The sequence below is a fragment of the Microbacterium sp. 2RAF4 genome (assembly GCF_052115285.1).
Classification (GTDB): Bacteria; Actinomycetota; Actinomycetes; order Actinomycetales; family Microbacteriaceae; genus Microbacterium; species Microbacterium oxydans.
In genome coordinates, this window is the sequence record NZ_JBFRGI010000001.1 from 49,324 (window position 1) to 73,840 (window position 24,517).

Annotated in this window: 23 protein-coding genes; 15 read left to right on the forward strand and 8 right to left on the reverse strand. The window is 68.3% G+C overall.

Annotation, left to right across the window (positions count from 1 at the left end):
* Positions 1–78: 78 nt before the first annotated feature.
* Entirely contained in the window at positions 79–705 is a 627-nt protein-coding gene (locus AB4070_RS00245; RefSeq protein ID WP_441978421.1) for a pyroglutamyl-peptidase I family protein, read from the reverse strand.
* 81 nt (positions 706–786) lie between these two features.
* On the opposite strand from AB4070_RS00245, the gene ispG reads away from it, so the two are divergent.
* The 3 genes from ispG (at position 787) to AB4070_RS00260 (ending at position 3,209) form a co-directional block, all read left to right on the forward strand.
* Positions 787–1,917, forward strand: coding sequence for a flavodoxin-dependent (E)-4-hydroxy-3-methylbut-2-enyl-diphosphate synthase (gene ispG, locus AB4070_RS00250; RefSeq protein WP_045265366.1), 1,131 nt, complete (start codon positions 787–789; stop codon positions 1,915–1,917).
* Between the two features lie 17 nt (positions 1,918–1,934).
* On the forward strand, positions 1,935–2,267 hold the full coding sequence (locus AB4070_RS00255) for a nuclear transport factor 2 family protein (protein WP_441978422.1): 333 nt from the start codon (positions 1,935–1,937) through the stop codon (positions 2,265–2,267).
* A gap of 75 nt (positions 2,268–2,342) precedes the next feature.
* A complete protein-coding gene (locus tag AB4070_RS00260) occupies positions 2,343–3,209 on the forward strand; it encodes a hypothetical protein (protein WP_441978423.1) in 867 nt (288 codons plus the stop codon).
* 2 nt (positions 3,210–3,211) lie between these two features.
* Here the strand turns inward: AB4070_RS00260 and AB4070_RS00265 are convergent, their stop codons facing one another.
* Together AB4070_RS00265 and AB4070_RS00270 are read right to left on the reverse strand one after the other, a co-directional pair.
* Positions 3,212–3,904, reverse strand: a complete 693-nt coding sequence (locus tag AB4070_RS00265; protein ID WP_441978424.1) for a nucleotidyltransferase domain-containing protein — start codon at positions 3,902–3,904, stop codon at positions 3,212–3,214.
* A gap of 28 nt (positions 3,905–3,932) precedes the next feature.
* Positions 3,933–5,348 (reverse strand): RNB domain-containing ribonuclease, encoded by a 1,416-nt coding sequence (locus AB4070_RS00270; protein WP_441978425.1) that lies wholly within the window; start codon positions 5,346–5,348, stop codon positions 3,933–3,935.
* Positions 5,349–5,416: 68 nt separating this feature from the next.
* Here AB4070_RS00270 and AB4070_RS00275 point away from each other — a divergent pair, with 68 nt between their 5' ends.
* Entirely contained in the window at positions 5,417–6,187 is a 771-nt protein-coding gene (locus AB4070_RS00275) for an isocitrate lyase/PEP mutase family protein (protein ID WP_058631275.1), read from the forward strand.
* Positions 6,188–6,229: 42 nt separating this feature from the next.
* A complete protein-coding gene (locus AB4070_RS00280) occupies positions 6,230–7,990 on the forward strand; it encodes a proline--tRNA ligase (RefSeq protein ID WP_441978426.1) in 1,761 nt (586 codons plus the stop codon).
* Positions 7,991–8,020: 30 nt separating this feature from the next.
* Here the strand turns inward: AB4070_RS00280 and AB4070_RS00285 are convergent, their stop codons facing one another.
* The 3 genes from AB4070_RS00285 to AB4070_RS00295 all read right to left on the reverse strand — a co-directional run bounded on the left by AB4070_RS00285 (position 8,021) and on the right by AB4070_RS00295 (position 10,708).
* Complete coding sequence (locus tag AB4070_RS00285) at positions 8,021–8,524, reverse strand: pyridoxamine 5'-phosphate oxidase family protein (RefSeq protein WP_441978427.1); 504 nt, start codon at positions 8,522–8,524, stop codon at positions 8,021–8,023.
* 102 nt (positions 8,525–8,626) lie between these two features.
* Positions 8,627–9,226: a TetR family transcriptional regulator gene (locus AB4070_RS00290; RefSeq protein WP_441978428.1), complete on the reverse strand. Its 600-nt coding sequence runs from the start codon at positions 9,224–9,226 to the stop codon at positions 8,627–8,629.
* Between the two features lie 21 nt (positions 9,227–9,247).
* Positions 9,248–10,708 (reverse strand): APC family permease, encoded by a 1,461-nt coding sequence (locus AB4070_RS00295; protein WP_441978429.1) that lies wholly within the window; start codon positions 10,706–10,708, stop codon positions 9,248–9,250.
* A gap of 151 nt (positions 10,709–10,859) precedes the next feature.
* Between AB4070_RS00295 and AB4070_RS00300 the strand changes: the two genes are divergently transcribed.
* Both AB4070_RS00300 and AB4070_RS00305 read left to right on the forward strand, forming a co-directional pair.
* Positions 10,860–12,020, forward strand: coding sequence for a DmpA family aminopeptidase (locus AB4070_RS00300; protein WP_441978430.1), 1,161 nt, complete (start codon positions 10,860–10,862; stop codon positions 12,018–12,020).
* A 53-nt stretch (positions 12,021–12,073) separates the two neighbouring features.
* On the forward strand, positions 12,074–13,114 hold the full coding sequence (locus AB4070_RS00305; protein ID WP_441978431.1) for a TIGR00730 family Rossman fold protein: 1,041 nt from the start codon (positions 12,074–12,076) through the stop codon (positions 13,112–13,114).
* Here AB4070_RS00305 and AB4070_RS00310 read toward each other — a convergent pair.
* Entirely contained in the window at positions 13,083–14,438 is a 1,356-nt protein-coding gene (locus AB4070_RS00310; RefSeq protein ID WP_441978432.1) for a flavin monoamine oxidase family protein, read from the reverse strand. The two genes, AB4070_RS00305 and AB4070_RS00310, sit on opposite strands and share 32 nt — an antisense overlap.
* A 131-nt stretch (positions 14,439–14,569) precedes the next feature.
* On the opposite strand from AB4070_RS00310, the gene nusA reads away from it, so the two are divergent.
* From nusA to AB4070_RS00335, 5 genes are all read left to right on the forward strand, one after another.
* On the forward strand, positions 14,570–15,553 hold the full coding sequence (gene nusA / locus AB4070_RS00315; RefSeq protein WP_282846915.1) for a transcription termination factor NusA: 984 nt from the start codon (positions 14,570–14,572) through the stop codon (positions 15,551–15,553).
* Positions 15,554–15,614: 61 nt separating this feature from the next.
* Positions 15,615–15,869 (forward strand): YlxR family protein, encoded by a 255-nt coding sequence (locus tag AB4070_RS00320; RefSeq protein WP_082108654.1) that lies wholly within the window; start codon positions 15,615–15,617, stop codon positions 15,867–15,869.
* A 94-nt stretch (positions 15,870–15,963) separates the two neighbouring features.
* Positions 15,964–18,714, forward strand: coding sequence for a translation initiation factor IF-2 (infB, locus tag AB4070_RS00325; RefSeq protein WP_282846914.1), 2,751 nt, complete (start codon positions 15,964–15,966; stop codon positions 18,712–18,714).
* Between the two features lie 96 nt (positions 18,715–18,810).
* Positions 18,811–19,236, forward strand: a complete 426-nt coding sequence (gene rbfA / locus AB4070_RS00330; protein ID WP_046748269.1) for a 30S ribosome-binding factor RbfA — start codon at positions 18,811–18,813, stop codon at positions 19,234–19,236.
* 164 nt (positions 19,237–19,400) lie between these two features.
* Positions 19,401–21,476 carry a response regulator transcription factor gene (locus AB4070_RS00335; RefSeq protein WP_441978433.1) on the forward strand — a complete coding sequence of 692 codons (2,076 nt, stop codon included), beginning with the start codon at positions 19,401–19,403 and terminating at the stop codon, positions 21,474–21,476.
* A gap of 57 nt (positions 21,477–21,533) precedes the next feature.
* Here the strand turns inward: AB4070_RS00335 and AB4070_RS00340 are convergent, their stop codons facing one another.
* Complete coding sequence (locus tag AB4070_RS00340; protein ID WP_441978434.1) at positions 21,534–22,430, reverse strand: A/G-specific adenine glycosylase; 897 nt, start codon at positions 22,428–22,430, stop codon at positions 21,534–21,536.
* Between the two features lie 54 nt (positions 22,431–22,484).
* Here AB4070_RS00340 and AB4070_RS00345 point away from each other — a divergent pair, with 54 nt between their 5' ends.
* From AB4070_RS00345 to AB4070_RS00355, 3 genes are read left to right on the forward strand one after another with little or no spacing between them, the layout of a single operon-like run.
* Positions 22,485–23,138 (forward strand): hypothetical protein, encoded by a 654-nt coding sequence (locus AB4070_RS00345; protein WP_441978435.1) that lies wholly within the window; start codon positions 22,485–22,487, stop codon positions 23,136–23,138.
* Positions 23,139–23,182: 44 nt separating this feature from the next.
* Positions 23,183–24,076, forward strand: coding sequence for a tRNA pseudouridine(55) synthase TruB (truB, locus tag AB4070_RS00350; protein ID WP_441978436.1), 894 nt, complete (start codon positions 23,183–23,185; stop codon positions 24,074–24,076).
* Complete coding sequence (locus AB4070_RS00355; protein WP_282846909.1) at positions 24,073–24,441, forward strand: hypothetical protein; 369 nt, start codon at positions 24,073–24,075, stop codon at positions 24,439–24,441. Before truB ends, AB4070_RS00355 begins: the two co-directional genes overlap by 4 nt.
* Positions 24,442–24,517 lie beyond the last annotated feature (76 nt).

A 24,517-nucleotide genomic window follows, 5' to 3' on the forward strand; every position in this document is an offset into this window, starting at 1 on the left:
AGGCGGGCCACCAGGTGAAGTTCGCGAGCATGGGGCCGAAACTACCACATCGGTCGGAGTGATCCGCGCGGCATGACGTCACCAGATGCTGCCGCCCGGCCCCTTCGTCTCGGCATCGAGGGCGTGATCGACGACCAGGCGCACGGCGCGGGCCAGCTGCTCTTCGCTCAGATGAGGAGAGCCAGACGGCGCGGTCCCCGCCGACCAGGGAAGATGCACGAACCCGGCGACGGCGTCGGGGCGCACCGCACCCAGCGCGGTGTACAGCACGTGATTGCAGACGTAGCTGCCGGCGGACAGCGACGACCGGGTGGGGATGCCCGCCGCGTCGATGATGTGCACCAGATGCTTGACGGGAAGCGTCGAGAACCGCGCTCCGGGACCGCCGGCCTCGCTGGGAACGTCGATCGGCTGGTCACCGTCGTTGTCGGGGATGCGTGCGTCCATCAGATTCACGCCGATGCGCTCCACGGCGACGTGGGTGCTTCCGCCGGCGAGCCCGGTGCAGATGACGACGTCCGGTGCGTGTCGGGCGATGAGCGCGCGAAGCCGCTGGGCGGATGATTCGAACGCGACAGGAAGAGTCGCGATGACGAGCTCGTGCGGTCCCTCATAGCCGGCCGCCACCGCGTTCACCGCATCCGCCGACGGGTTGCGCTCGGCGCCGTCGAACGGTTCGAAGCCGGTGAGGAGGATGACTGCCATGCCTCAAGGGTAGGTGCGTCCGTCCAGCCCACATGCATCCTGGCGGCGTAGTCTTGAGGGGTGCCAGCAGTGAACCTCGGAATGCCGAAGATCCCCGAAGTCCTCGCCCCGCGCCGTAAGTCACGGCAGATCAAGGTGGGCAAGGTTCTCGTGGGCGGCGACGCTCCCGTCAGCGTGCAGTCGATGACCACCACGAAGACGACGGACATCAACGGGACGCTCCAGCAGATCGCCGAGCTCACCGCGTCGGGATGCGAGATCGTGCGTGTCGCGGTTCCGCACCAGGACGACGCCGATGCGCTCAAGATCATCGCGATGAAGAGCCAGATCCCGGTGATCGCCGACATCCACTTCCAGCCGCGCTACATCTACACGGCCATCGATGCCGGGTGCGGTGCGGTGCGAGTGAACCCCGGCAACATCCGCGAGTTCGACGGCAACGTCGGGAAGATCGCGGAGGCAGCCAAGGCCGCTGGTGTCTCCCTGCGAATCGGTGTGAACGCCGGCTCGTTGGACCGCAGAATCCTGGCGAAGTACGGCAAGGCGACCGCCGAGGCCCTCGTGGAGAGTGCCGTCTGGGAGGCATCGCTCTTCGAGGAGCACGACTTCCACGACTTCAAGATCTCGGTCAAGCACAACGACCCCATCGTGATGGTGAAGGCGTACCGTCAGCTGGCGGAGCGGGGCGACTGGCCGTTGCACCTCGGAGTGACCGAAGCCGGTCCCGCGTTCCAGGGGACGATCAAGAGCGCCACCGCCTTCGGCATCCTCCTCGGTGAGGGCATCGGCGACACGATCCGCGTGTCGCTGTCGGCGCCTCCGGCGGAAGAGGTCAAGGTCGGACACCAGATCCTGCAGTCGCTCAACCTGCGTGAGCGCAAGCTCGAGATCGTCTCGTGCCCGTCGTGTGGTCGCGCACAGGTCGACGTGTACACGCTCGCCGAGAACGTGACCGAAGGCCTCAAGGACATGACCGTGCCCCTGCGGGTCGCGGTGATGGGCTGCGTCGTCAACGGCCCCGGCGAGGCTCGTGAAGCCGACCTCGGAGTGGCTTCGGGCAACGGCAAGGGTCAGATCTTCGTGAAGGGCGAGGTCATCAAGACCGTGCCGGAGGCGGACATCGTCGCCACTCTCATCGAAGAGGCCAACCGGATCGCTGCCGAGATGGGCCCAGAGGCGCCGCTCGGCACCGCCCAGGTCGTCACGGTCTGAACCGCGAGGAGTACGAGATGTCGGATTCCACCCTCCCTGTTCCCGTCCAGGCGATGATCGATGCGATCAACGCCGCGGACACGGACGCTTTCGTCGCCGCTTTCACGGCTGACGGGTTCGTCAGCGACTGGGGCACGGTCAAGGCCGGTTCCGACGGGATCCGCGCATGGGCGGGCAGCGATGCGATCGGTGCAGGCGCGCGCATGACCGTGCTCTCCGCCACGACCGAGGGCGACACCACGCGCCTCCGCTTCGGCTGGGCGAGTCGGGTCTTCAACGGCGAATCCGACGGCATCTTCGTGGTCGACGGCGACAAGCTCACCAGCTTCACCATTCCGCCGTCCCACTGACCGATCAGGCCGAGGTCCGTGTGCGTCGAACGCGCCCGCCGTCTCGGGACCCCGACGTCCTATCCGAGGAGAACCATGTCGACGCCCACCATCGTGAGCTTCCCGAAAGGGACTGTGACCGGAGACGGCGCCATCGCCCGCGTGGAGCAGACGCCCGATGGCACGATCGTCGTGGTCGACGAGACGCCCTTCCATCCGGTCGACCACACCTGGCCCGACCAGCCGGGTGACGCCGGGAGCATCGCCGTCGGCGACGACTCCGTCCGAGTGGTCGAAGCCGTCATGGCCGCGATCTCGGACGAGGGGGAGTTCGCCGTGGGAACTGCGATCCCCGTCAAGCGCGGTGCCGAGGGCTGGACCTGGCTCGTAGGACACCGCATCGAGGGAGCCGCCCCGGCGTCGTTCACGGAGGGCGCTCGAGCGGACCTCACCGTCGACGCCGCTCGTCGTGCCGGACTCAGCCGCGGGCACACCGCATGCCATGTCGCCTCGCTTGCGCTCGATCTCGCCCTCGCCGATCTCTGGCGCAAGGAACCGGGGGAGGACGCTCTCGGCAACCCCGACTTCGAGGGTCGCGCCAACCAGTCCAGCCGCATCCACGAGGATGGCGCGGTCGACGAGTACCGGCTCGGGAAGAGCCTGCGCCGGGCCGGCTTCGACACCGAGACGTTCGCCGCGACCCTGTCAGAGCGCGAGCGAAGGATCAACGAGCAACTCGCGGCGTGGGTCGCCTCAGGTGCTGTGAGCAGCATCGAGACGGAGGGGCCCACGATCGCCGATCGGCGGCGCTGGCACTGCGACCTCCCGGAAGGGGAGGCCGTGATCCTCTGCGGGGGCACGCACGTGGAGTCGCTCTCGGAGTTCGCCTCGATCGCCGTGCGCCTGGACCTGAGCGATCCTCAGCTGCTGGTCATGACGACGGTGGCGGCTCCCGCACGCTGACGTCAGCGGACGAACCCCGCCTGCACGCGGCCGCCCGCTCGTATCAGTTCGTCTTCGACGCGGTCGGCGAAGGTTGCGAGATCGCCGGCGAGCAGCGGAGCGCTCAACCGCTCGGCGCGACTGTCGCTCAGATCACGCAGCCGTCGGGGCAGCCACTTGCCGGTGGCGGTCCACCTGCCGGCGTCCAGGAGCATCAGCTCTGCGACCCGCTCGAAGAGCAGACCCGCCACAACCTGTCCCTCGAGTGCGTCTGTCGCGTCGCGCAGGTCGTCGAGCAGGTCGGTGATCATGTAGCGACGAAAGCGAGACTCCGCGGGCTCGAGAGACGGCCCGGCGGCGAGGATCGCTCCCCACCGAGCCCGAAGTCCGGTCAGAGACGTGCTCGCCCGGATCGGAACCCCTTCCATCAGCATGTGGACGATCACGGGGCGCCCCTGTTCGATCCCGCGGTTCGCCCATCCTTCGAAGCCCTCTGGCGTGTACGCGAAGACCTCGAAGACCTCTCCTTCGAACTCGTGGGTGGCAGCTTCGCTGATGTTCGACGTGCCGCTGAAGAGTGCGTCGCCGATGAGGAGGAGATCGATGTCGCTCGTCGGGGTCCGTGCGCCGCGCGCAGTGCTCCCTGCGAGGATCGCGATGTCTGCCAGAGGGTACGCCGATGCGACGAAGCGCTCTGCGAGTTCAGCATGATCCATCCCGAAAGGGTAGTCGTCGCTGAGGTGCTCAGAGAGCGAGCTCGACCTCTCCCGTGCCGATATCGGCACCGATGACGCGAAGCTGGACGACGTCACCCGGTCGTGCCCCTGAGGGAATCGGAGCGGTCGCCGTGACCGCCGGATCGGTGAGTTGGACGGCAGCGCGCTCTCCGCGCAGCTCGATCACGGTGGCATCGATCGTCGAGCCGATCAGAGGCGTGAGGAGCGCGGCTTCCACACTGTTGATCGTGGCCGCATTCAGCCGCGACGCCCGTTGTCCCGACTCCTGCATCAGCGCGGGAAGCTGCGCGAGCGAGGAACGCACCCACGCGGGTATCGGGTCGCCGTTCGACACCGCGAGGCAGATCGCGAGGACCCAGCGATCGACCAGGCGGCGCAGGGGAGCGGTCGCGTGCGCGTACGGAGCGCCGATCGCTGCCTGCACGGCATCGTCCGGCGCCTTGCCGTCGAACACCAGATACCCGGCTCCGCGGAAGAGCGACGACGCGGCCTCCAGCACCGGGAGGGTCAACGGGTCAGTACGGTCCAGGGCTCGGAGGTAGTCTCCGTACCTGCCGGAGGTCCACGGGCGGCCGAGAGCCTCGGTCTGGTGTCGGAACGTCTCGAAGGCCGCTTCATCCGGCTCCGGCATCGTCCGCAGGATGCCCACTCCGGCATCGATCATCAGGGTGGCAGCGGCCATCCCCGTCATGAGCGAGAGCTGGGCGTTCCATTCTTCGACGGGGAGCGGACGGCGCCGTTCGATCGCATAGGTGCCGTCGTCGCCGCGCACCACCTCTTCGTCAGGCAGGTTCAGGCTCGCCCCGCCGCGCAGCCGCTCCTGCTCGAGACGCAGAGCACCGATCTCGGGCAACAGCGCGGCGGGCCCGTCCTCTCCGTGGTCGAGCGCGTCCTGGGTCGCCGCGTAGTCGAGTTGTGCGCGCGAGCGGATCAGGGCGCGTTGCAGACGGAACTCGGAGACGATGCCCGCGGAGTCGAGCTCGAAGGTCCAGACGAGCGCAGGACGGTCGACGTCGGCGAGCAGCGAGGCGCGATCCTCGCTCAACACGCGCGGATGCAGCGGGATCGTGCCGTCGGCGGCATACAGCGTCTGTCCTCGCCGGCGCGACTCGACGTCCACGGCTCCATCGGGGACGACGAATCCCGGGACGTCGGCGATCGCGTACCGAACCGTGTAGCCCGTTCCGGCGCGCTCGAGGTGGAAGGCCTGGTCGAGGTCCCGGGAGCCCTCCGGATCGAGCGTGGCGAAGGGGACCTCGCGAAGATCGAGCTCCGGTAAGGCGGCGGAGGCGGCCTCCGCCTCGGCGATGACGTCGTCGGGGAAGTCGAGGGGCGCATCCATCGACTCGCGCAGAGCAGCGAGCGCCGACGCCAATTCGGTCTGCGCAGCGGACGGGGCGACGTGCGATCGGCGCTGAGGCATGGTTCCAGCCTAGGCGCGGGTGCGGGCGAACCGGCCCCGCCGAAGCCATCCCGCGTTAGCGTGGAGTCATGATCACTGCAGCCAAGGCCCAGACCCTCGTCGGACTCTACGACGCACCGGAGATCCTCCGTGTCGTCAACGTGTGGGACGTCGTCTCCGCACGAGCGGTCGCCGCTCTTCCCGAGACGAAGGCCATCGCGACGGCCGGACACGGGATCGCCGCATCGTTCGGCTACGAGGACGGCTCGACGCCTCGCGACATCATGATCGACATGGTGGGTCGCATCGCGGCCGCTGTCCAGGTGCCCGTCACGGCAGACCTCGACGACGGGTACGGGGATGCGGGAGAGACCACCCGCCTCGCGATCGGAGTCGGCGTCGTCGGCGCGAACGTCGAGGATCGCCTCAAGCCGCTCGACGAGTCCGTCGCAGCGGTCGAGGCGATCGTGAAGGCTGCGCAGTCGGAAGGCGTCTCCTTCGCTCTCAACGCCCGCACCGACGCGTTCGTCCGCGCCGGCGGTCGCCCTGTGCAGGAGAGCATCGCCGATGCGATCCAGCGTGGTCGCGCCTACCTCGACGCCGGCGCGACGGCTGTCTTCGTCCCCGGCATCCTCGATATGAACGTGACCCGCCAGCTCGTCGAGGGCATCGGTGAGCGCAAGGTGAGCGTGATCGGGATCCCGGGCGCCCTCGCCGCGTCCGAGTACGAGAAGCTCGGCGTCGCACGCATCTCCTACGGCCCGCTTCCGCAGCGGGTGGCTCTGACGGCCCTGCAGGAGCTGGCCGCCGACCTCTACGCGGGTGGCGTCGTCCCGGCGAACCTTCCCGCTCTCAACTGACGCGGTCGAAGACGGGTGACCACGGCTCACTAGACTTGCTCCGTGGTCACTCGTCTTTCGAACTTCTTCCTCCGCACGCTCCGTGAAGACCCTGCAGGCGCAGAGGTCGCCAGCCATCGGCTGCTGATCCGGGCCGGGTACATCCGGCCGCAGGCCGCCGGCATCTTCGCGTGGCTGCCACTGGGGCTGCGCGTCAAGTCGAAGATCGAGACCGTCGTCAGGGAGGAGATGGCAGCCGCCGGCGCGCAGGAGGTGCATTTCCCCGCTCTCATGCCGCGTGAGGCCTACGAGGCCACCGGGCGCTGGGACGAGTACGGCGACCTGCTCTTCCGCCTGCAGGACCGCAAGGGCGGCGACTACCTGCTCGCGCCTACGCACGAAGAGGCGTTCACGCTGCTCGTGAAGGACCTCTACTCCTCGTACAAGGACCTGCCCCTCTCGATCTTCCAGATCCAGGACAAGTACCGCGATGAGGCCCGCCCGCGGGCGGGTCTGCTCCGCGGACGCGAGTTCACGATGAAGGACGCGTATTCGTTCGACTCGTCAGACGAGGGTCTGGACGTCAGCTACCAGGCGCAGCGCGACGCGTACGAGCGCATCTTCCAGCGCCTCGGACTCGAGTACGTCATCGTCCAGGCGGATGCAGGCGCGATGGGCGGATCTCGGAGCGAGGAGTTCCTGCACCCCACGCCGGTCGGCGAGGACACGTTCGTGCGGAGCGCGGGCGGGTACGCGGCGAACGTCGAGGCCTTCACCACTGCGGTGCCCGAGGCGATCGCGTACGACGCCGACGCGTCCCCTGTCATCTTCGACTCCCCGGACACGCCGACGATCGACACGCTGGTCGCTCACGCGAACCGCGAACTCGACGGCGAGTACACCGCTGCGGACACGCTCAAGAACGTCGTCCTCGCCCTCACGCATCTCGATGGCACCCGCGAGCTGGTCATCGTCGGGATCCCCGGCGACCGCGAGGTCGATGAGAAGCGCGCCGAGGTGGCCTTCGCGCCCGCCGAGGTCGAGACGGCCACCGCGGACGACTTCGAGAACAACCCGCTGCTCGTGAAGGGCTATATCGGCCCTTGGTCGCCGACGGGGGCGGTGCTCGGCGAGGAGTCGGCCACCGGCATCCGTTACCTCGTCGATCCGCGCGTGAGCGAGGGCACGAGCTGGATCACCGGCGCGAACATCGATGAGAAGCACGCGCACTCCGTGGTGGCTGGTCGCGACTTCGCCGCCGACGGCATCGTGGAGATCGCGAACGTGCGTGCAGGCGATCCTGCCCCCGACGGCTCCGGTCCGGTCGAGCTCGCTCGCGGCATGGAGATCGGACACGTCTTCCAGCTCGGACGCAAGTATGCCGAGGCATTGGGCCTCAAGGTGCTGAACGAGAACGGCAAGCTCGTCACCGTCACGATGGGCTCGTACGGCATCGGCGTGACCCGTATCCTCGCGATCATCGCCGAGCTCAACAACGACGACAAGGGCCTCATCTGGCCGGCGTCCGTCGCGCCGTTCGACGTGCAGGTCGTCGCCGCGGGCCGCGACCAGGTCGCGTTCGAGGTCGCGGAGGGGATCTCCGCTCAGCTCGAAGCCGCGGGGCTCGACGTGCTCTACGACGACCGTCCCAAGGTCTCGCCCGGCGTGAAGTTCGGAGACGCCGAGCTCGTCGGTGTGCCGAAGATCGTCATCGTCGGGCGCGGAGCCGCAGACGGCCAGGTCGAGCTGTGGGACCGTGCCACCGGGGAGCGCGAGGCTGTGTCCGTCGACGAGGTCGTGCCGCGACTCTCCGCCGCGCACTGACCTCCACGATGAGCCTCCACGGCCGTATCGTCAGCAGACGATGCGGCCGTGGTTCATGGTGTCGTCGTCCGGAGTGTCGCGGGTCACGAGCGACTTCAGTGCACCCGCCGCGAGCGCGAGCTTGCCTTTCGACGGCTCCCAGAACTCGGTGACCTTCGGTGTGACCTTGAGGAGTGCGATGCCCGGGGTGTCGAGGCCGTCCACGAACCAGATCTCCAGCGACGCGGAGTAGAGCTCCTCCATCTTGGCGCGATCGTGCACCACTTCTGCGGTCCCCGCGACCGACACGTATCGCATGCCCTTGGCATCGCAGTAGGCGAGGCCCACGTGGTGGTGCTTTCGGGCCTCGTCGACCTTCTCGGTGTCCTCAGCGGTGAAGAACCAGATGTCGCCCGCGTCGTCCATCTGCCTGGTCGACATCGGCCGACTCACGAGGTTGCCGTCGTCGTCGGTCGTTGTGAGCATCGTGATGTCGATGTCCTCCACGAGTTCGGCGATGCGGGCGAGGGCTTCGGGTCCTGTGATCTCCGTCATGACGCCATCGTGCCGCGCGGAGCATGCGGGCACACGGGCATTGACAGAGAGCGGGCGCCGTGCTCGACATCGTCGAGGGCAGACCCCCGTGGACGGCGGGGCTCAGACGTCGAGGTCGCAGTCGAGAGCGGTGCGGGCGTAGGACAGGATGTTCGACCGGTACGTCTCCGCTCCCAGCTCGACGCCGATCAGCGGGTAGAGGTCGTACGCGTCCTCGAGAGCGACGATGTTCCGTGCGATCACGGTGAGGTCGGCGGTGGGGCGGAAGGCGCCGAGCGCCGTGCCGATCTCGATCGTCGATCTGTAGAGGGCGACCTGCCGTTCGACGATGGAGCGGTGCAGGGGACGGTATTGAGGCTGCTCCCGCAGCAGGGGGATGCTCTCGTACGCCATACGCAGATGGTCGCTGATCTCATCCGGGATCCCGGCCCTGATCAGAGCGATCAGACGCTTCGCCGGATCGGGCTCGTTCTCGGCGAGTGCGCGTCGCCTTTCGTACATCTCCTCCAGAACACCCTCGACGGTCGCGTACATGAGCTCATCGAAGCTGGAGAAGTAGTACAGCACGCTCCCCGCGCTGACCGATGCCTCTGCGGCGACCGCGCGCACGTTCGTGCCGAGGAGACCGCTGCGCCCGGCGACGCGTCTGGTCGCGGAGATGAGCTCTGCCCGTCGGGTGGCGTGCTTGCGCTGCTCGGCCACGTATCCTCCTCGCGCCTGGCGCTACTCGTCGTCGGGAACGAGCGTGGTGAGTTCAGCATAGTGGCGCGGGCGGCGTCGCTTCAGGACGAGCCCGACGACGATGCCGGCCACGAACAGGACCGGGGTGGGGGCGAGGAGTGCGAGGTTGATGGGCCCCTGGAGGCCGGTGACGAGATCGAAGTTGGTCGCGATGAGGCCGAATCCGATGATCAGACCGAGCGCGCCGAGCGCCGGTGCGACCAGTACCCGCCAGATGCTGTGGCCTCGCCGTCCTCTCAGGAAGAAGCCGACCACCGCGATGGCGGCCACGGCCTGTGCGAAGACCAACCCGGCCACGCCGATCGAGTACACAGGGAGCGCGAAGCCGAGGAAGGGATCCGCTCCACTGACCATCGTCACCGCGATGGCGACGAGCGACACGGTCGAGATCACGAGGCTGGCGTGGTGAGGTGCCTGCGTCGTCGGCTGAGTCTGCGCGAGCCACGACGGCAGCAGACGCTCCCGTCCGAGCGAGAAGAGATACCGGGAGCTGGCGTTGTGGAACGCGAGGAGGCAGGCGAAGAAGCTCGTGACGATCAGCACCCGCATCGTCACGGACGCCCACGTGCCCAGGTACGCGTCGCCTGCGTGGAACACCATGTCCTGGAAGTCGTCCTGCAGGGCGAGGCGCAGCACGCCCTCGATGCCGAAGGCGACAGTGAGGATCCAGAAGGTGAAGGCGTAGAAGACGCCGAGGAACGCGATCGAGATGTACGTCGCGATCGGTACGGTGCGCGCCGGATCCCGCGCCTCCTCGGCGTAGATCGCCGTGCTCTCGAAGCCGAGGTAGGCGCCGAACCCGAAGACGAAGAGCGCGCCGCTCCCGGCGGCGAAGAAGACGTTCTCGGGCGCGAAGGAGGCGAACGAGATCGGCTCGGGGCCGCCCGCGGCGAGCACGGCGATCGCGAGGACGAGCAGGATGGCGACCTCGGCCGTGAGCAGGACGCCCAGAACTTTCGCGCCCACATCGATCTTGCGGTAGCCGAGCACTCCGACGATGACGAGCGCCAGCAGTGCGTAGACGGTCCAGGGCAGGTCGATGCCGAAGAGCGCGGAAAACGTCATCTCCCCGAAGAACCCGACGAAGCCGTAGAAGCAGATGCAGAGGGCGGTGTACGAGAAGATCGTCACGAACACGATGCCGATGCCGACGGGTTTGCCGAGTCCTCGTGCGCCGTAGACGTAGAACGCGCCGGTGTTGCGCACATACCTCGACATGGCGGTGAAACCGAAGGCGAAGAGCATCAGTACGACACCGCTGGCGAGCATCGCGCCCGGGCCGCCGATGCCCGCGAGACGGAAGTCCGTGGCGGCAGCGCTGGCGACCACCGTGAGGGGCGCCGCGGCGGAGACCACGAAGAAGACGATCGCCCAGACCCCGAGGCGCCGCTGGGCCAGCGTCGTGGTCGTGGTCGTGGGGACGGAGGGATTCGGCTGAGACATCTGCGGCTCCGGAATCTGCTGTCGGGAGGTGGCGTTTCGGGCGGTACGAGCTCTTGAACAGTGATTCAAAAGCCAAATCCGCGTTAAGTCAAGCAAATTATGCGGCTGATGACGTACTCTCTGAACATACGTTCAAGTCAGAGTGGAGTACATGGTGGTTTCCTCAACGGCGTCGGAGGCATCGCGCAGGCGCGTCAGGGCCAGGGATCTGGGGATCCCGTTCACGGGACGCAGCGGCGCCCACGGCGCGATCACCGATGTCCCCGGCGTGGCCGTCGGGTATCGCACCATGGTCGCGGGGGAGGGGGCGCACGCCGTGCGCACCGGTGTCACTGCCGTCCTGCCCCGGGGTCGCGAAGGCGTGGGTGTGCCCTGCGCAGCGGCCGTTCACTCCTTCAACGGCAACGGCGAGCTCACCGGCCGCGCATGGATCGACGAGTCAGGATCGCTGTCCATGCCGATCGGGATCACCAGCTCGCATGCGGTCGGAGCCGTGCACAGCGGTATCGACTCCTGGGTGGCGCAGATCGCCCCGCACGTCGCGGCCCAGTGGATGCTGCCCGTCGTCGGGGAGACCTGGGACGGATACCTCAACGACATCAACGGCGGTCACGTCACGCCCGAGGACGCGTGGTCGGCTCTGGATGCGGCCAGCACCGCCGCACCGGCGGAGGGGAACGTCGGCGGAGGGACGGGGATGAACTGCTACGGCTTCAAGGGAGGCACCGGCACGGCGTCGAGGACGGTGGCGTACGGCGATTCCGAGTACACCGTCGGAGTCCTCATCCAGGCGAACTTCGGTGCGCGCGAGGAGCTTCGGCTCGGCAGCATCGACCTTGGCGCACGATCGTCGGCGCCGAACCCGATGGGCGACGACGACTGGTTCGCTCGGGAGCGGCGCCAGCGCGCTCCGGGAGGAGCCGGATCCGCGATCGTGGTCATCGCCACGGACGCACCCTTCCTCCCCGGTCAGTGCGCGGCACTCGCTCGTCGGGGAGCTCTCGGTCTCGGCCGCAGCGGCACGGCAGGCAGTCACTTCTCGGGCGACATCGTCCTCGCGTTCTCCACCGCGAACGAGGGTGCGCTCACGTCGCAGTTCCCGGACGGGAGTGACGAGGTCTACGAGACCATGCGCCTGATCCCGTGGGGGCGGATCGATCCCTTCCTGACAGCGGCGGTGCAGGCCGTCGACGAGGCTGTGTGGAACGCACTCGTCGCAGCGGACGACATGACCGGACGCGACGGGCACAGGAGCCTCGCGCTCCCGCACGACGAGATCCGGGCGGCCGTCGACGAGTCCCGCGGAGTCTGAGCGACGGCGTGGCACGAGGCGACCGTCGCTCCGGAGCATGACACCCTGGAGACATGATCGACGAACCCCTCCCCGAAGCGCTCAGCGCCGAGATCAACACCGTCCTCGACGACGCGGGAGTCCACACCGACCGCAGGCTCGTGATGCGGATGCTGCGCACCGCGATCCTGCTGGGAGAGGACGGTGCCGACCGCCTCGATCTGAAGATCGCTTCGGCGGCGCTCGCCGAGATGCGTGACGCGTTCCGTCTCTTCGCTCCGTTCCGCGGCGTCCCCAAGGTCACTGTCTTCGGCTCGGCGCGAACCAGGCAGGACGACCCGCTGTATCTGACGGCACGCGACGTCGCCTCCGCCCTCGCGGGGGACGGATGGATGGTCGTCACGGGGGCGGGGCCAGGCATCATGCAGGCGGCTTCCGAGGGAGCGGGTCCTGCACTCTCGCTGGGCGTCTCGATCAGGCTGCCTTTCGAAGAGAAGCCCAACGGCTTCGTGGCAGGCCAGGACCACGTGGTCGCGATGAAGTACTTCTTCACCCGCAAGCTCATGCTCATCAAGGAATCGCTCGGGTTCATCTGCCTGCCTGGGGGATTCGGCACCCTCGACGAGATGTTCGAACTGCTCACCCTGCAGCAGACCGGAAAGGCGGAACCGACGCCGATCGTTCTCCTCGACGAGCCGGGTGGCACTTTCTGGCAGGGGCTTCGCAGCTTCATCGACGACCATCTCGCCCCGACTGGGGTCATCTCCGAGGGCGACTTCGATCGCGTCGTGATCACGGATTCGGTCGATGCGGCCAGGGCGGAGATCACGGGCTTCTGGCACAACTACGACTCGTTGCGGTGGGTCGGCGATGCGCTGGTGCTGCGGCTCAAGGCAGAGCCGACGGACGAGGAGATCGCTCAGCTCAACGAGGAATTCGGCTCGATGCTGTCATCGGGGAGGATCGAGCGGACGGGCCCGCGGCAGCCGGAGGTCGCCGATGCCGACAGCCTCGACCTCCCGCGACTGATCCTGCACCTGGATCAGCGGCAGGTGGGCAATCTGTTCCGACTGATCGGCGCGATCAACGCCCTCCCGTCTGCTCCCGCGCGGTGATGCGGGCGGCGAAGTCGGCGAGGTCGACCGGGCGATCGAGGATGCGCTCCGCAGCGCGGTGTCCTGAATAGAGCGCCGCCCCGACCGTGGCCGGCTCATCGCCCCAGGTCGCTTCGCCGGCGAAGTGCAGCACGCCGTCGACGGGACCGGCCAGCGCATCGTGATCGTGGTGCGTCGATCCGAGGGCGAGGTGCGAATACGAGCCGTTCGAGAACTCATCCTCACCCCAGCGCGTGACCCAGTGGGCGAGCGGTTCACCGACGGCGTCTCCGTAGAGGACGTGAAGAGCGCTGACCGCATCGGCGACGATCTCGGCATCCGCGAGGTCCTGCATACGGCGGCCGAAGGGGCCGGCGGCGAAGGTGAGGAGCGTGGGGATGCCGCTCACGGCCGATACGTCGTACCAGGAATGCCAGTGCTCGCCGGCGTCGCCGAGCGCGCGGATCACGTAGGTCTCCTCGTCCCAGAAGCGCTCGGGGAATTGGACGAACACCTTGTTGAACACGCCCATCCCGAGGCGGGAGATAGGCCCGGAGACCGCCTCGGGGAGCTCGGGATCGAACGAGATCGTACCCGCCTTGAGGACCCCGAGCGGCACGGTGACGATGACGCGGTCCGCGCGGTACTCGGTATCACCGGCGCGCACGATGAGGCCCGCTGCGGAACGGCTCACGCGGGTCACGACCGTGCTCAGGCGCACATCGAGGCCGGCTGCGATGCGGCGGGGGAGCTCGTCGTAACCGCGGGGGAAGATGACCTCGTCGCCCTCGATCGCATCCTCATCGAGGCCATGGGCATCGAGATCGCCGATCCAGGCGCCGCACTGCTCCTCGACGCGATGGCGGAAGAACTCGCGGATGTCGTCGATGCGATCAGGGGAAAACCCCGACCTGTCCAGAGCGCGCTCCGTGACGTCCAGGTACGTGTCGCCGGGGGAGGAGGCGGCGATCTCCTCCACGAGCAGGCGGTCCGCCAGGTCGACGTCGCCGACCCATTGCGCGGTCGCGGCTTCGTCCAGATGGCGGCCCTCGCCGTCGTAGTTCTCGATCGGGCGACCTCCCACCTGGAAGCTGCCCACCGTGTACTCGATCGCCGGGATGCGCAGCGCATGCACGAGGTCCCACAGCGGGGAGTTCTCGATGCCGTGGATCCATGAGGCGCCGAGATCGACGGGGAATCCGGCGCTGCGGTCGGTGTGCATGCGCCCTCCGATGCGGTCGCGCCCCTCGAGGACGACGACGCGCTGACCGGCGTCGGCGAGCATCCGGGCGCTCGTGAGCCCCGACATGCCTGCGCCGATCACGACCGTGTCGAATGTGCTCACGTGCTCCTCCTCGAGCGGCTCCGGGATTCCGCCACCGCCGCCGCCGTGCGGGAGCCGGTGGGCACAGGGTATCGTGGTACGGATGTCGCGCGTGCGAACAGGCGCGACGAGAGCTGAATAGAGAGGCCGTCATGGACATCGAACTGAGTCTGCTGCGAGGGATCGAGAAGGAGAAGGCGATTCCCTTCGATGAGCTCGTCGCCATCATCGAGCAGGCGATCCTGACCGCGTACTCCAAGCACGTCTCCGCCGATGGCGTCACGCCCGAGGGCGTCCGCGTCGACCTCGACCGCAAGACCGGCCACGTCGCCGTCCTGCAGGTCGTCAAGGACGAAGAGGGTGCGATCATCGGCGAAGAGGACGCAACGCCGGACGACTTCGGCCGCATCGCCGCCTTCGCCGCCAAGCAGGTCATCAGCCAGCGTCTCCGTGACATCGCGGACGACGTCGTGCTCGGCGACTTCAAGGACAAGGAAGGCGACATCGTCGCAGGCGTGATCCAGCAGGGCCCGAACCCCCGCATGATCCACGTCGACCTCGGCTCCGTCGAGGCCATCCTTCCCCCCGAGGAGCAGGTTCCCGGCGAGGAGTACACGCACGGATCTCGCCTGCGCGTCTACGTCACGAGTGTGGCCAAGGGTCTCAAAGGCCCGCAGATCACCGTCTCGCGTACGCACCCGGGGCTCGTCCGCAAGCTCTTCGCCCTGGAGGTCCCGGAGATCGCGGCCGGTCTGGTCGAGATCGTGGCTCTGGCCCGCGAGGCCGGACACCGCACGAAGATCGCGGTGAAGGCGAACGACCCTTCGATCAATGCCAAGGGTGCCTGCATCGGCGAACTGGGTCGTCGTGTGCGCGCGGTCACCGAGGAGCTCGCCGGCGAGAAGATCGATATCGTCGACTACGACGCGGATCTTCCGACCTTCGTGGCGCACGCGCTCTCGCCCGCCAAGGTCACGAGCTCTTTCGTCCTCGATGCCGGTACCAAGGCCGTCCGCGCGCTGGTGCCCGACTACCAGCTGTCGCTCGCGATCGGCAAGGAGGGTCAGAACGCCCGCCTGGCCGCCAAGCTCACGGGGGCGAAGATCGACATCCAGCCGGACAGCGTCCTCGACTGACCGGCTTCGGCCTTCCGCCGCGCCCGGGAACGGGCGAGGCGGGGTGAAACGCAGGTGTAAGATGGAACCCGTACGAACGTGCGTCGGTTGTCGCACGCGTGCTCCCCGCTCCGCCCTTCTCCGGGTGGTTGCCCAGAACGACACCCTCATCCCCGATGAGCGTGCTGTCCTGCCGGGGCGCGGCGCGTGGGTGCATCCGACACCCGAATGCATGGAGGCCGCTCTGCGGCGACGGGCCTTCGGACGAGCACTGCGTGTGAACACTCAGCTGGACACACGGACCTTCGAACAGCACCCACCAAGAAACAAAGGCTGAACAGCTATGGAAACAAAGTGAACGGCTCGAAATGAGACCCGTCCGCGACTAGTGGTCTGCCCTGTCTGGGTGGACCGACTCAGACAGGAGAATTGTGGCTGGTAAACCACGCGTACATGAGATCGCCGCCGAACTCGGCGTCGACAGCAAGATCGCACTTGCAAAGCTCAAGGAACTCGGCGAGTTCGTGAAGAGCCCCTCTTCGACCATCGAACCGCCGGTGGCGCGCAAGCTGCGCGCGGCGATCGAGGCCGACAGCTCGCTCAAGAGCGCAGCCCCTGCTGCTCCGGCCGCCAAGCCGGCTGCGTCTGCGGCGAAGCCCGGTGCGAGCTCCGGTGCCAAGCCGGGCCCGAAGCCCGGCCCGAAGCCTGGTCCCAAGCCTGCCCCGGAGGCCCCGGCCCCCGCTGCTCCGGCGCCCGCGGACCCGACTCCTGCGCCTGCAGCAGCGGCTCCCGCGCCTGCAGCTCCGGAGGCAGCCGCACCCGCCGAGAGCAGTGCGCCGACTCCGGGCGCTCCGCGTCCGGGCAACAACCCCTTCTCGTCCGCCCAGGGCATGGGCCAGCGTCCCGCCGGTCCCCGTCCGGGCAACAACCCCTTCGCCTCCGCGCAGGGCATGGGCCAGCGTCCGACTCCGGGGAACATCCCGCGTCCTCAGGCGCCTCGCCCCGGTGCACCCCGTCCGGGTGCGCCTCGACCCGGCTCGCCTCGTCCCGGTGCACCGCGTGGTGGCCAGGGCGGTCGCCCCGGTGCTCCGTTCCAGCAGCGTCCCGGAGGCCCCGGTCGTCCCGGCGGCGCCGGTGGACCCGGTGGTGCGGGCGGTCCCGGTGCACGTCCCGGCGGCGGCTTCGCCGGTCGTCCCGGTGGTGGTGGCGGTCGCGGCCGTGGACCCGGCGGTGGCACGGCAGGTGCCTTCGGTAAGGGCGGCGGCAAGAGCAAGCAGCGCAAGTCGCGGCGGGCGAAGCGGCAAGAGTTCGAGATGCGGAGTGCTCCGGTCGTCGGTGGCGTCAACGTCACCCGCGGCAACGGAGAGATCATCCGCATGCGTCGCGGCGCATCGATCGCGGACTTCGCCGACAAGATCGAGACGCTGACCGGCTACACGGTGCAGCCCGGAACCCTCGTGACGATCCTCTTCAACCTCGGCGAGATGGCCACGGCCACCGAGTCGCTGGACGAGGCCACGTTCGAGGTACTGGGCGAGGAGCTCGGTTACAAGATCCAGATGGTCTCGCCCGAGGACGAGGACAAGGAGCTCCTCGAGGGCTTCGGTCTCGACCTCGAGGCCGAGCTGGAGGCGGAGAGCGAGGAAGACCTCGAGATCCGTCCTCCCGTCGTCACCGTCATGGGTCACGTCGACCACGGTAAGACGCGACTGCTCGACGCGATCCGTCAGACCAACGTCATCGAGGGAGAAGCCGGCGGCATCACCCAGCACATCGGTGCCTACCAGGTCTGGACCGAGCACGAGGGCATCGAGCGTGCGATCACCTTCATCGACACCCCGGGTCACGAGGCGTTCACCGCCATGCGTGCCCGTGGTGCGCAGGTCACCGACCTCGCGATCCTCGTGGTCGCAGCCGACGACGGCATCATGCCGCAGACGGTCGAGGCGTTGAACCACGCCCAGGCGGCGAACGTGCCGATCGTGGTCGCGGTGAACAAGGTCGACAAGCCCGACGCCAACCCCTCGAAGGTGCGTCAGCAGCTGACCGAGTACGGTCTCGTCGCCGAGGAGTTCGGTGGCGACGTCATGTTCGTCGACGTCTCGGCTCGTGCCAACACGGGTATCCAGGAACTCCTGGATGCCGTGCTGCTCACGGCGGATGCCGGCCTCGACCTGACCGCCAACCCGAACAAGGCCGCTCGCGGTGTCGCCATCGAGGCGAAGCTCGACAAGGGTCGCGGTTCGGTCGCCACGGTGCTCATCCAGTCCGGAACGCTCCGGGTCGGCGACGCGATCGTCGCGGGTACGGCTTACGGCCGTGTGCGTGCGATGGCCGACGAGAACGGCGAGCAGGTCCTCGAGGCCTACCCGTCGCGTCCGGTCCAGGTGCAGGGTCTGAACTCCGTACCGCGTGCCGGCGATGTATTCATCGTCACCGAGGAAGACCGCATGGCCCGCCAGATCGCTGAGAAGCGTGAAGCGGTCGAGCGCAACGCCCAGTTGGCCAAGGCTCGCAAGCGCATCTCGCTCGAGGACTTCACCCGTGCTCTCGAAGAGGGCAAGGTCGAGTCGCTCAACCTCATCATCAAGGGTGACGTCTCCGGTGCCGTCGAGGCACTCGAGGAGTCGCTCCTCAAGATCGAGGTCGACGACTCGGTGCAGCTGCGCATCATCCACCGCGGTGTCGGTGCGATCACCGAGTCCGACGTGAACCTGGCGACGATCGACAACGCGATCATCGTGGGCTTCAACGTCCGCCCGGACACGAAGGCGCGCGAGCGTGCCGCTCGTGAAGGCGTGGACATCCGCTTCTACTCCGTCATCTACAACGCGATCGACGAGATCGAGAGCTCGCTCAAGGGCATGCTCAAGCCGGAGTACGAAGAGGTCCAGTCGGGTGTGGCCGAGATCCGCGAGGTGTTCCGCTCCTCGAAGTTCGGCAACATCGCCGGTGTCATCGTGCGATCGGGAACGATCACGCGCAACGCCAAGGCTCGCGTCATCCGCGATGGCGTCGTCATCGCCGATGGTCTCGCCATCGAGTCGCTGCGCCGCTTCAAGGACGATGTCACCGAGGTCCGTACGGACTACGAGGCCGGTATCGGACTCGGGAAGTACAACGACATCCAGATCGGTGACGAGATCGAGACGACCGAGCTCGTCGAGAAGCCTCGCGGCTGATCTATTCGAAACACTCTCGGGCGTTCCCCGTCTTCCGTTCCTTTCGGATCGTGGAGACGGGGGACGCCCTGAGGGTTCCTGGACAGGGAGAGAACAATGGCAGGCGAACGACAGGCCCGACTCGCGGATCGAATCCGCGTGATCCTCGCGGAGAGGCTGGAGAAGGGGCTGCGCGATCCGCGCCTCGGCTTCGTCACCATCACCGACGTGCGTGTGAGCGGAGACCTTCAGCACGCATCCGTTTTCTACACGGTGCTCGGCACGGAAGAGGAGCGCATCTCCAGCGGAGCCGCGCTGACCTCCGCGACCGGAATGCTGCGCAGCGAAGTCGGACGACAGCTGAGCACGCGACTCGTGCCGACGCTCGAGTTCATCCCGGACGCGCTGCCGGAGAACGCAGACCACATCGGTGCGCTGCTCCGCGAGGCGCAGCAGCGCGATGCAGACGTCGCGAAGCTGGCTTCTTCGGCCTCGCACGCCGGCGACGCCGACCCCTACCGTACGGAAGACGACTCGGAGTGAGCCCCGTTTGATACGCTCTGCTTCGCGGGACCCGATCCCGCGAAGCTGAGGGGGATCGGCGCATCGAGGGTACGGACACCACTGGGGGGCCGTTCGTCGCGCCTGCCGCGGCCGGACTTCTCCTGGCAGATCTCCTCGAGCAGGATCTCGGATGCGCTCCGCACGTGCTCGCGCGTCTCTTCGACGCCGTCGATGGCGACGTGCCGACGATGCGCGAAGTCGTCGAGCGTCTGACACCTGCGCAACGTCATGGGCTGCATTCCCTGCCCACGCCCCTTCCGCTCGTGCCGGCCATCGCGCTTCGGTTCGCGGGCCTGGAACTCGACGAACGTGATCGTGAACTGCTGCTCGCCCTCGCGGTGCGCCTGGACGACGCCCTCGATCCTCTCCTCGCCTTCGACGGAAGAACCGCGAGCGAGTTGGCCGATGCGTCGGTGGCCGATCACGTGATCGTGCACGCCGGTCGCGCACGGCTCGTCGATGCGCGACTGTCCGTCTGGGTGCAGGCGACCACCTGTGCGGCCAGGACTGCGGCGGTTCACGAGCGGTTGAGCGTGCTCTTCCGAGAGCGGGGTGAACGCGCGAGTGCGGACTGGCACGAGGCGCGGGCCTCCCTCGAGGGAGCCCCGTCCACCGCGCCCGGGCTCACGCAGCTCGCCCGGCGGCTCTCCGAGGCCGGCCAGTCCGAACGTGCGCTGCTGCTCGCGACGGAGGCGCACAGACACGCCGTGGGCGATGCCAGAGACGAGGCACGTCTCGTCGCGGGCGTCTCAGCTGTGAGCGCCGGATTCGCTGCGGAGGCCGCAGCATGGCTGGGGGGTCTCTACCCGCACGGAAGCGCGCATCACCGGATCGCCGGGCTCGGCGCGCTGATCGTCGCTCAGACGTTCGTGCGGGGCGCAGTACCTGACGTCGATCCGACCACGCTGCGGCCGAGAGCGCTCGATCAGGACGGCTGGCGCCACTGGACCAGGGCTGCTGCTCTCGCGGCCGTCCTGTGCGCCGAGCGCGGCGACCGGACCGGGATGCGCACCTGGCTCGATGTCCTGCGAGACGGTGCCGCCCGCACGGATGCAGGCGATGAGCTCCGCGATCCCGTCGTCGCGTTGTGCTGGCTCATCGTGGGGGACCGCGGCGGCGACGCCGTGAGCGGAGCCGGTCCGGCGAGCGGGGGCATGCTCCGTGCACTGCGCGCCGCGACGGACGGAGACCTCGATCGCGCGCTCCGCCTGCTGGCGGACGACGGATCGGTCCTGTCCGTCGGCCCCGAGCCTCTCATCCCGGGCTACGGGAACAGCCCGGTCACCCACGCCTATCGCGCGGTCATCGAGGTGCTGCTGCTGGTGTGGCGGGGCGATATCGGGCTTGCGCGCGACCGACTGATGCAATCGGCTCTCCGGCTTCCGATCGCGATGCCTTTCGCCGGCCTCGGCGTGGTCCTCGCCCGGCGCCTGGACGTGGCCGTGCTCGGTGAGCTCGGGCCTTTCGCCCGTTCGCTCACGGCGGCCCTCCCCGTAGGGGTGAAGGTCGATCTGCTCGTGGACCGCGGCATCCGCTCGTTCCTCGCCGGCTCGTTCGACGAGGCTGCTGCGACGTTCCGGCTCTGGTTCGATCGCGGCGCACCGCAGACGGCGTTGGCGGTGCCGGGGCTGGAGGAGATGGCGTTCGTGGGCCAGGAGAGCGTCAGGGTCGCCGCGCTCGAGCCTCCCGAGATCGCCCTCGCGCAGCAGCTGCGGATACGCCTCGCCACAGCGGGGGATGGGCGGTGGTCCTCTGAGAGTGAGGAGGTGCGCGAGATCGCGCGCACTCTCACTTCGCCGTTCGCCAGGGCGCGTGTGGAGATGATGCTCGGGACGCAGCAGGCCATCCGAGACGATCACGCGTCAGCGAGAATCCACCTCCAGTACGCGGAGCGGCTGTTCGAGCTCTCCGGCGCAACCGCCTGGGCCAAGGCCATCCGGAACAGGTTGGATCGCCTCGACGCCAGGGAAGGAAGCATCCTGCCCGTGGCGGAGGCTCTCTCCGCGTGCCGTTCGGCCTGGGCGCTCCGGCTCACGGCGCGCGAACTGGAGGTCGCGATGCGCGCCGTCCGAGGAGCGGCGAACCGTGAGATCGCGGAGGCGTTGAGTGTCTCGGTGCGCACCGTGGAGGTGCACCTCGGTCGGGTCTTCGTCAAGCTGGACGTGCGGAGCAGGGTCGAGCTGACGGTGCTCGCGCATCGCACGGATCACCACGTCTGAGGGTACGGACCCGTCGATGCATCGGCGTCCTCTGCCGTGATCGCCTCCGGAAGACCTTCAGCGTGGCAGGAACAGCGCTGACCCGTCCGCTTCCGCGAGACCGTCCGCGATGAGGGAGTCGATGGCGCGGTCCCGCTGAACCCCGTCCGGCCAATCCGGCAGCACGGCCTCGAGCGGAACAGGCTCCGGATCCAGGGTGCGCAACAGCCGCAGCACCGCACCGCGGGCCTGTCTGTCCGACCCCTCGTACGTCGCCTGGCGTCGGCGCTCATCCCCGGTGTCGGGTCTGCCGGCCGCCAGCCAGGCGCAACTGCCTGCCAACGGGCACAGCTCGCATCGTGGCGATCGTGACGTGCACACCGTGGCGCCGAGCTCCATCGCCGCGGCGTTGAACACCGCCGCGGCATCGTCGTCCTCGGGCAGCAGCGAGGCCATCAGATCGAGGTCCCGGCGTGACGGCGCACCCGGCTGTGCGCGGCCCTCGACGGCACGAGCCAGCACCCGCCGAGTGTTCGTATCGACCACCGGGTGGCGGTCGCCGTAGGCGAACACGGCCACCGCCCTGGCGGTGTAATCGCCGATGCCCGACAGCGCCAGCAGGGCGTCCACCCCACGCGGGACGACCCCGCCATGCCGATCGGTGATCTCGACGGCCGCGCGATGCAACCAGAGCGCGCGCCGGGGGTAGCCCAGGTTCGCCCACTGCTGCACGACGTCCGCCGTCGATGCTCCGGCCATCGTCGCGGGCGTCGGCCACCTCTTCAACCAGGCATCGAGGTGCGGGATGACCCTCGTCACCGGCGTCTGCTGCAGCATGAACTCGCTCACGAGCACGCCCCAGGCTCCGTACTCGTCGTGGAACTCGGGGCGCCGCCACGGCAGGTCTCTGGCGGTCGAGCGGTACCATTCAGGCAGGGCCGACACCACGTCGGAAGGGACCTGCGTGTCGGGCATCCCTCCAGCCTACGTGAGCGGGCCGAGGGGCCCGAGACCGGAGTCAGGGGCTTCATGATCCGTGCACGCGCCGCCGCGCTCATCCTGCTCACCGCTCTCGCCACGAGCGGTCTCACCGGTTGCACCGGGAGTGCGGCCCCCGCGCCATCCGACAGTCGGGCATCCAGCCCCAGCCAGACGCCGTCCGTCTCTCCGAGCTCGACGACGGAAGCCAGGGTCGAGGTCACGACAGACCCGGGCACCTGGATCATCGACGACGCGGGTGTCGGGCCGATCGAGATCGGCGGCGACTTCACCGCGACGCTCGACGGTCTCGCACCGGGATGGACCAACGACCTGGCCAACTGCTCATGGTCGGCATGGTGGACGGCGTCCGATTCCGCCTACGGCATCTCGTTCGTGCGGGGCACCGAGAGCTCGACCGCTCCCATCCGCGAGATCTCCATCTCTTCCACGAGTGAGTCGCTCGAGGCGGTTCCGGGTCCCCGGACGATGACGGGGCTGGGCATCGGTGCCACCAGGGACGATCTGCTCGCGGCATACCCCGCCGCGCAGCAGGGGACGTCGACGGTCGGGAGCGACAGCTGGATCATGCTCCCGAGTGAGACCGACGCCCACGTGTTCTTCGCGTTCCGGGAGGGCGCGGACACCGCCTGGGACGTCACGGTGACGACCGGTGCGGAGCCCTCGTACGAGGTCTGCGGCTGAGCGCAGTGACGGCTCCGCCCCGTCACCGTCGGTAGGCTGGGAGGATGGTCTCGCCCGGCATCCTCCTCGTCGACAAACCCGCTGGGCTGACCAGTCACGACGTCGTCGCCCGCACGCGGCGGGCGTTCGGTACCCGCAAGGTGGGGCATGCCGGAACCCTCGACCCGATGGCGACGGGCCTGCTGGTGATCGGCATCGAGGGTGCGACCAGGCTCCTGACGTACATCGTGGGAGCCGACAAGACCTATACGGCGACGATCCGTCTCGGTCAGACGACCGGCACCGACGATGCGGAGGGGGAGATCCTCACGACGGCGTCCGCCGATGCCTGGGACTCGGTAACCGACGACGCGGTGTCGGCCGGTATCGCCGAGCTCACGGGTGAGATCTCCCAGGTCCCCAGTGCCGTCTCGGCGATCAAGGTGGATGGTCGCCGCGCCTACGATCGGGTGCGCGCGGGAGAAGAGGTCGTGCTCGCGGCACGGGACGTCGTGATCTCGCGGTTCGACCTGCTGGCCACTCGCCGAGGGGAGGGGCACGTCGATCTGGATGTCATCGTCGAGTGCTCGTCCGGGACCTACATCCGCTCGCTCGCCCGCGACCTCGGGGCAGGCCTCGGCGTCGGCGGTCATCTGACGGCGCTTCGGCGCACCAGGGTCGGGCCGTTCGATGTGACCGACGCCGTCGGGATCGATGCGCTCGAGGGCGCGCCGACCTTGACTCCGGGGGAAGCAGCGGCGCGGATCCTGCCCGTGCTCGAGATGTCCTCGGAAGACGCGCGCGACCTCCGCCACGGCAAGCGATTGAGCGGACAGGCGGCGCGTCTGCACGAGGCGATCGGCGCGGCGATCGACCAGGAGGGTGCCCTGATCGGCATCGTCGAGAAGCGCGGCGCGGATCTCAAGAGCGCCATGAACATGCCGGAGGTCGCACCATGATCCTGTGGTTCACGATCGCGCAGATCGTCATCGCGGTCGCCGCGGGTGTGTTCTGCATCGCCGCGGGGCTGATCGGCAGAAGACCGAGCGACTTCAGCGTCGGTGCCCTCGCCCTCGTCGAGGCGCTCCTCGTCGTCCAGGTGGTCGTCGCGATCATTGCACCGCTGGCGGGCAACCCGCCGACCGGAGACCTCCTGGAGTACTGGGTGTACCTGGTCTCGGCTGCCCTGCTCCCCGTCGGGGCCGTGCTGTGGGCGCTCATGGAGCGCAGCCGCTGGAGCACGGTGATCCTCGGGGTCGCGGCACTCGCGATCGCCATCATGCTGTGGCGCATGCAGGTCATCTGGGCGGTCCAGATCGCGTGAGGCGAGTGGTCGACGCGGGAGCCCGGCAGCTTCCCGCGGCTCTAGGATGGAATGCGCTATGAGCTCCACCGCCCCC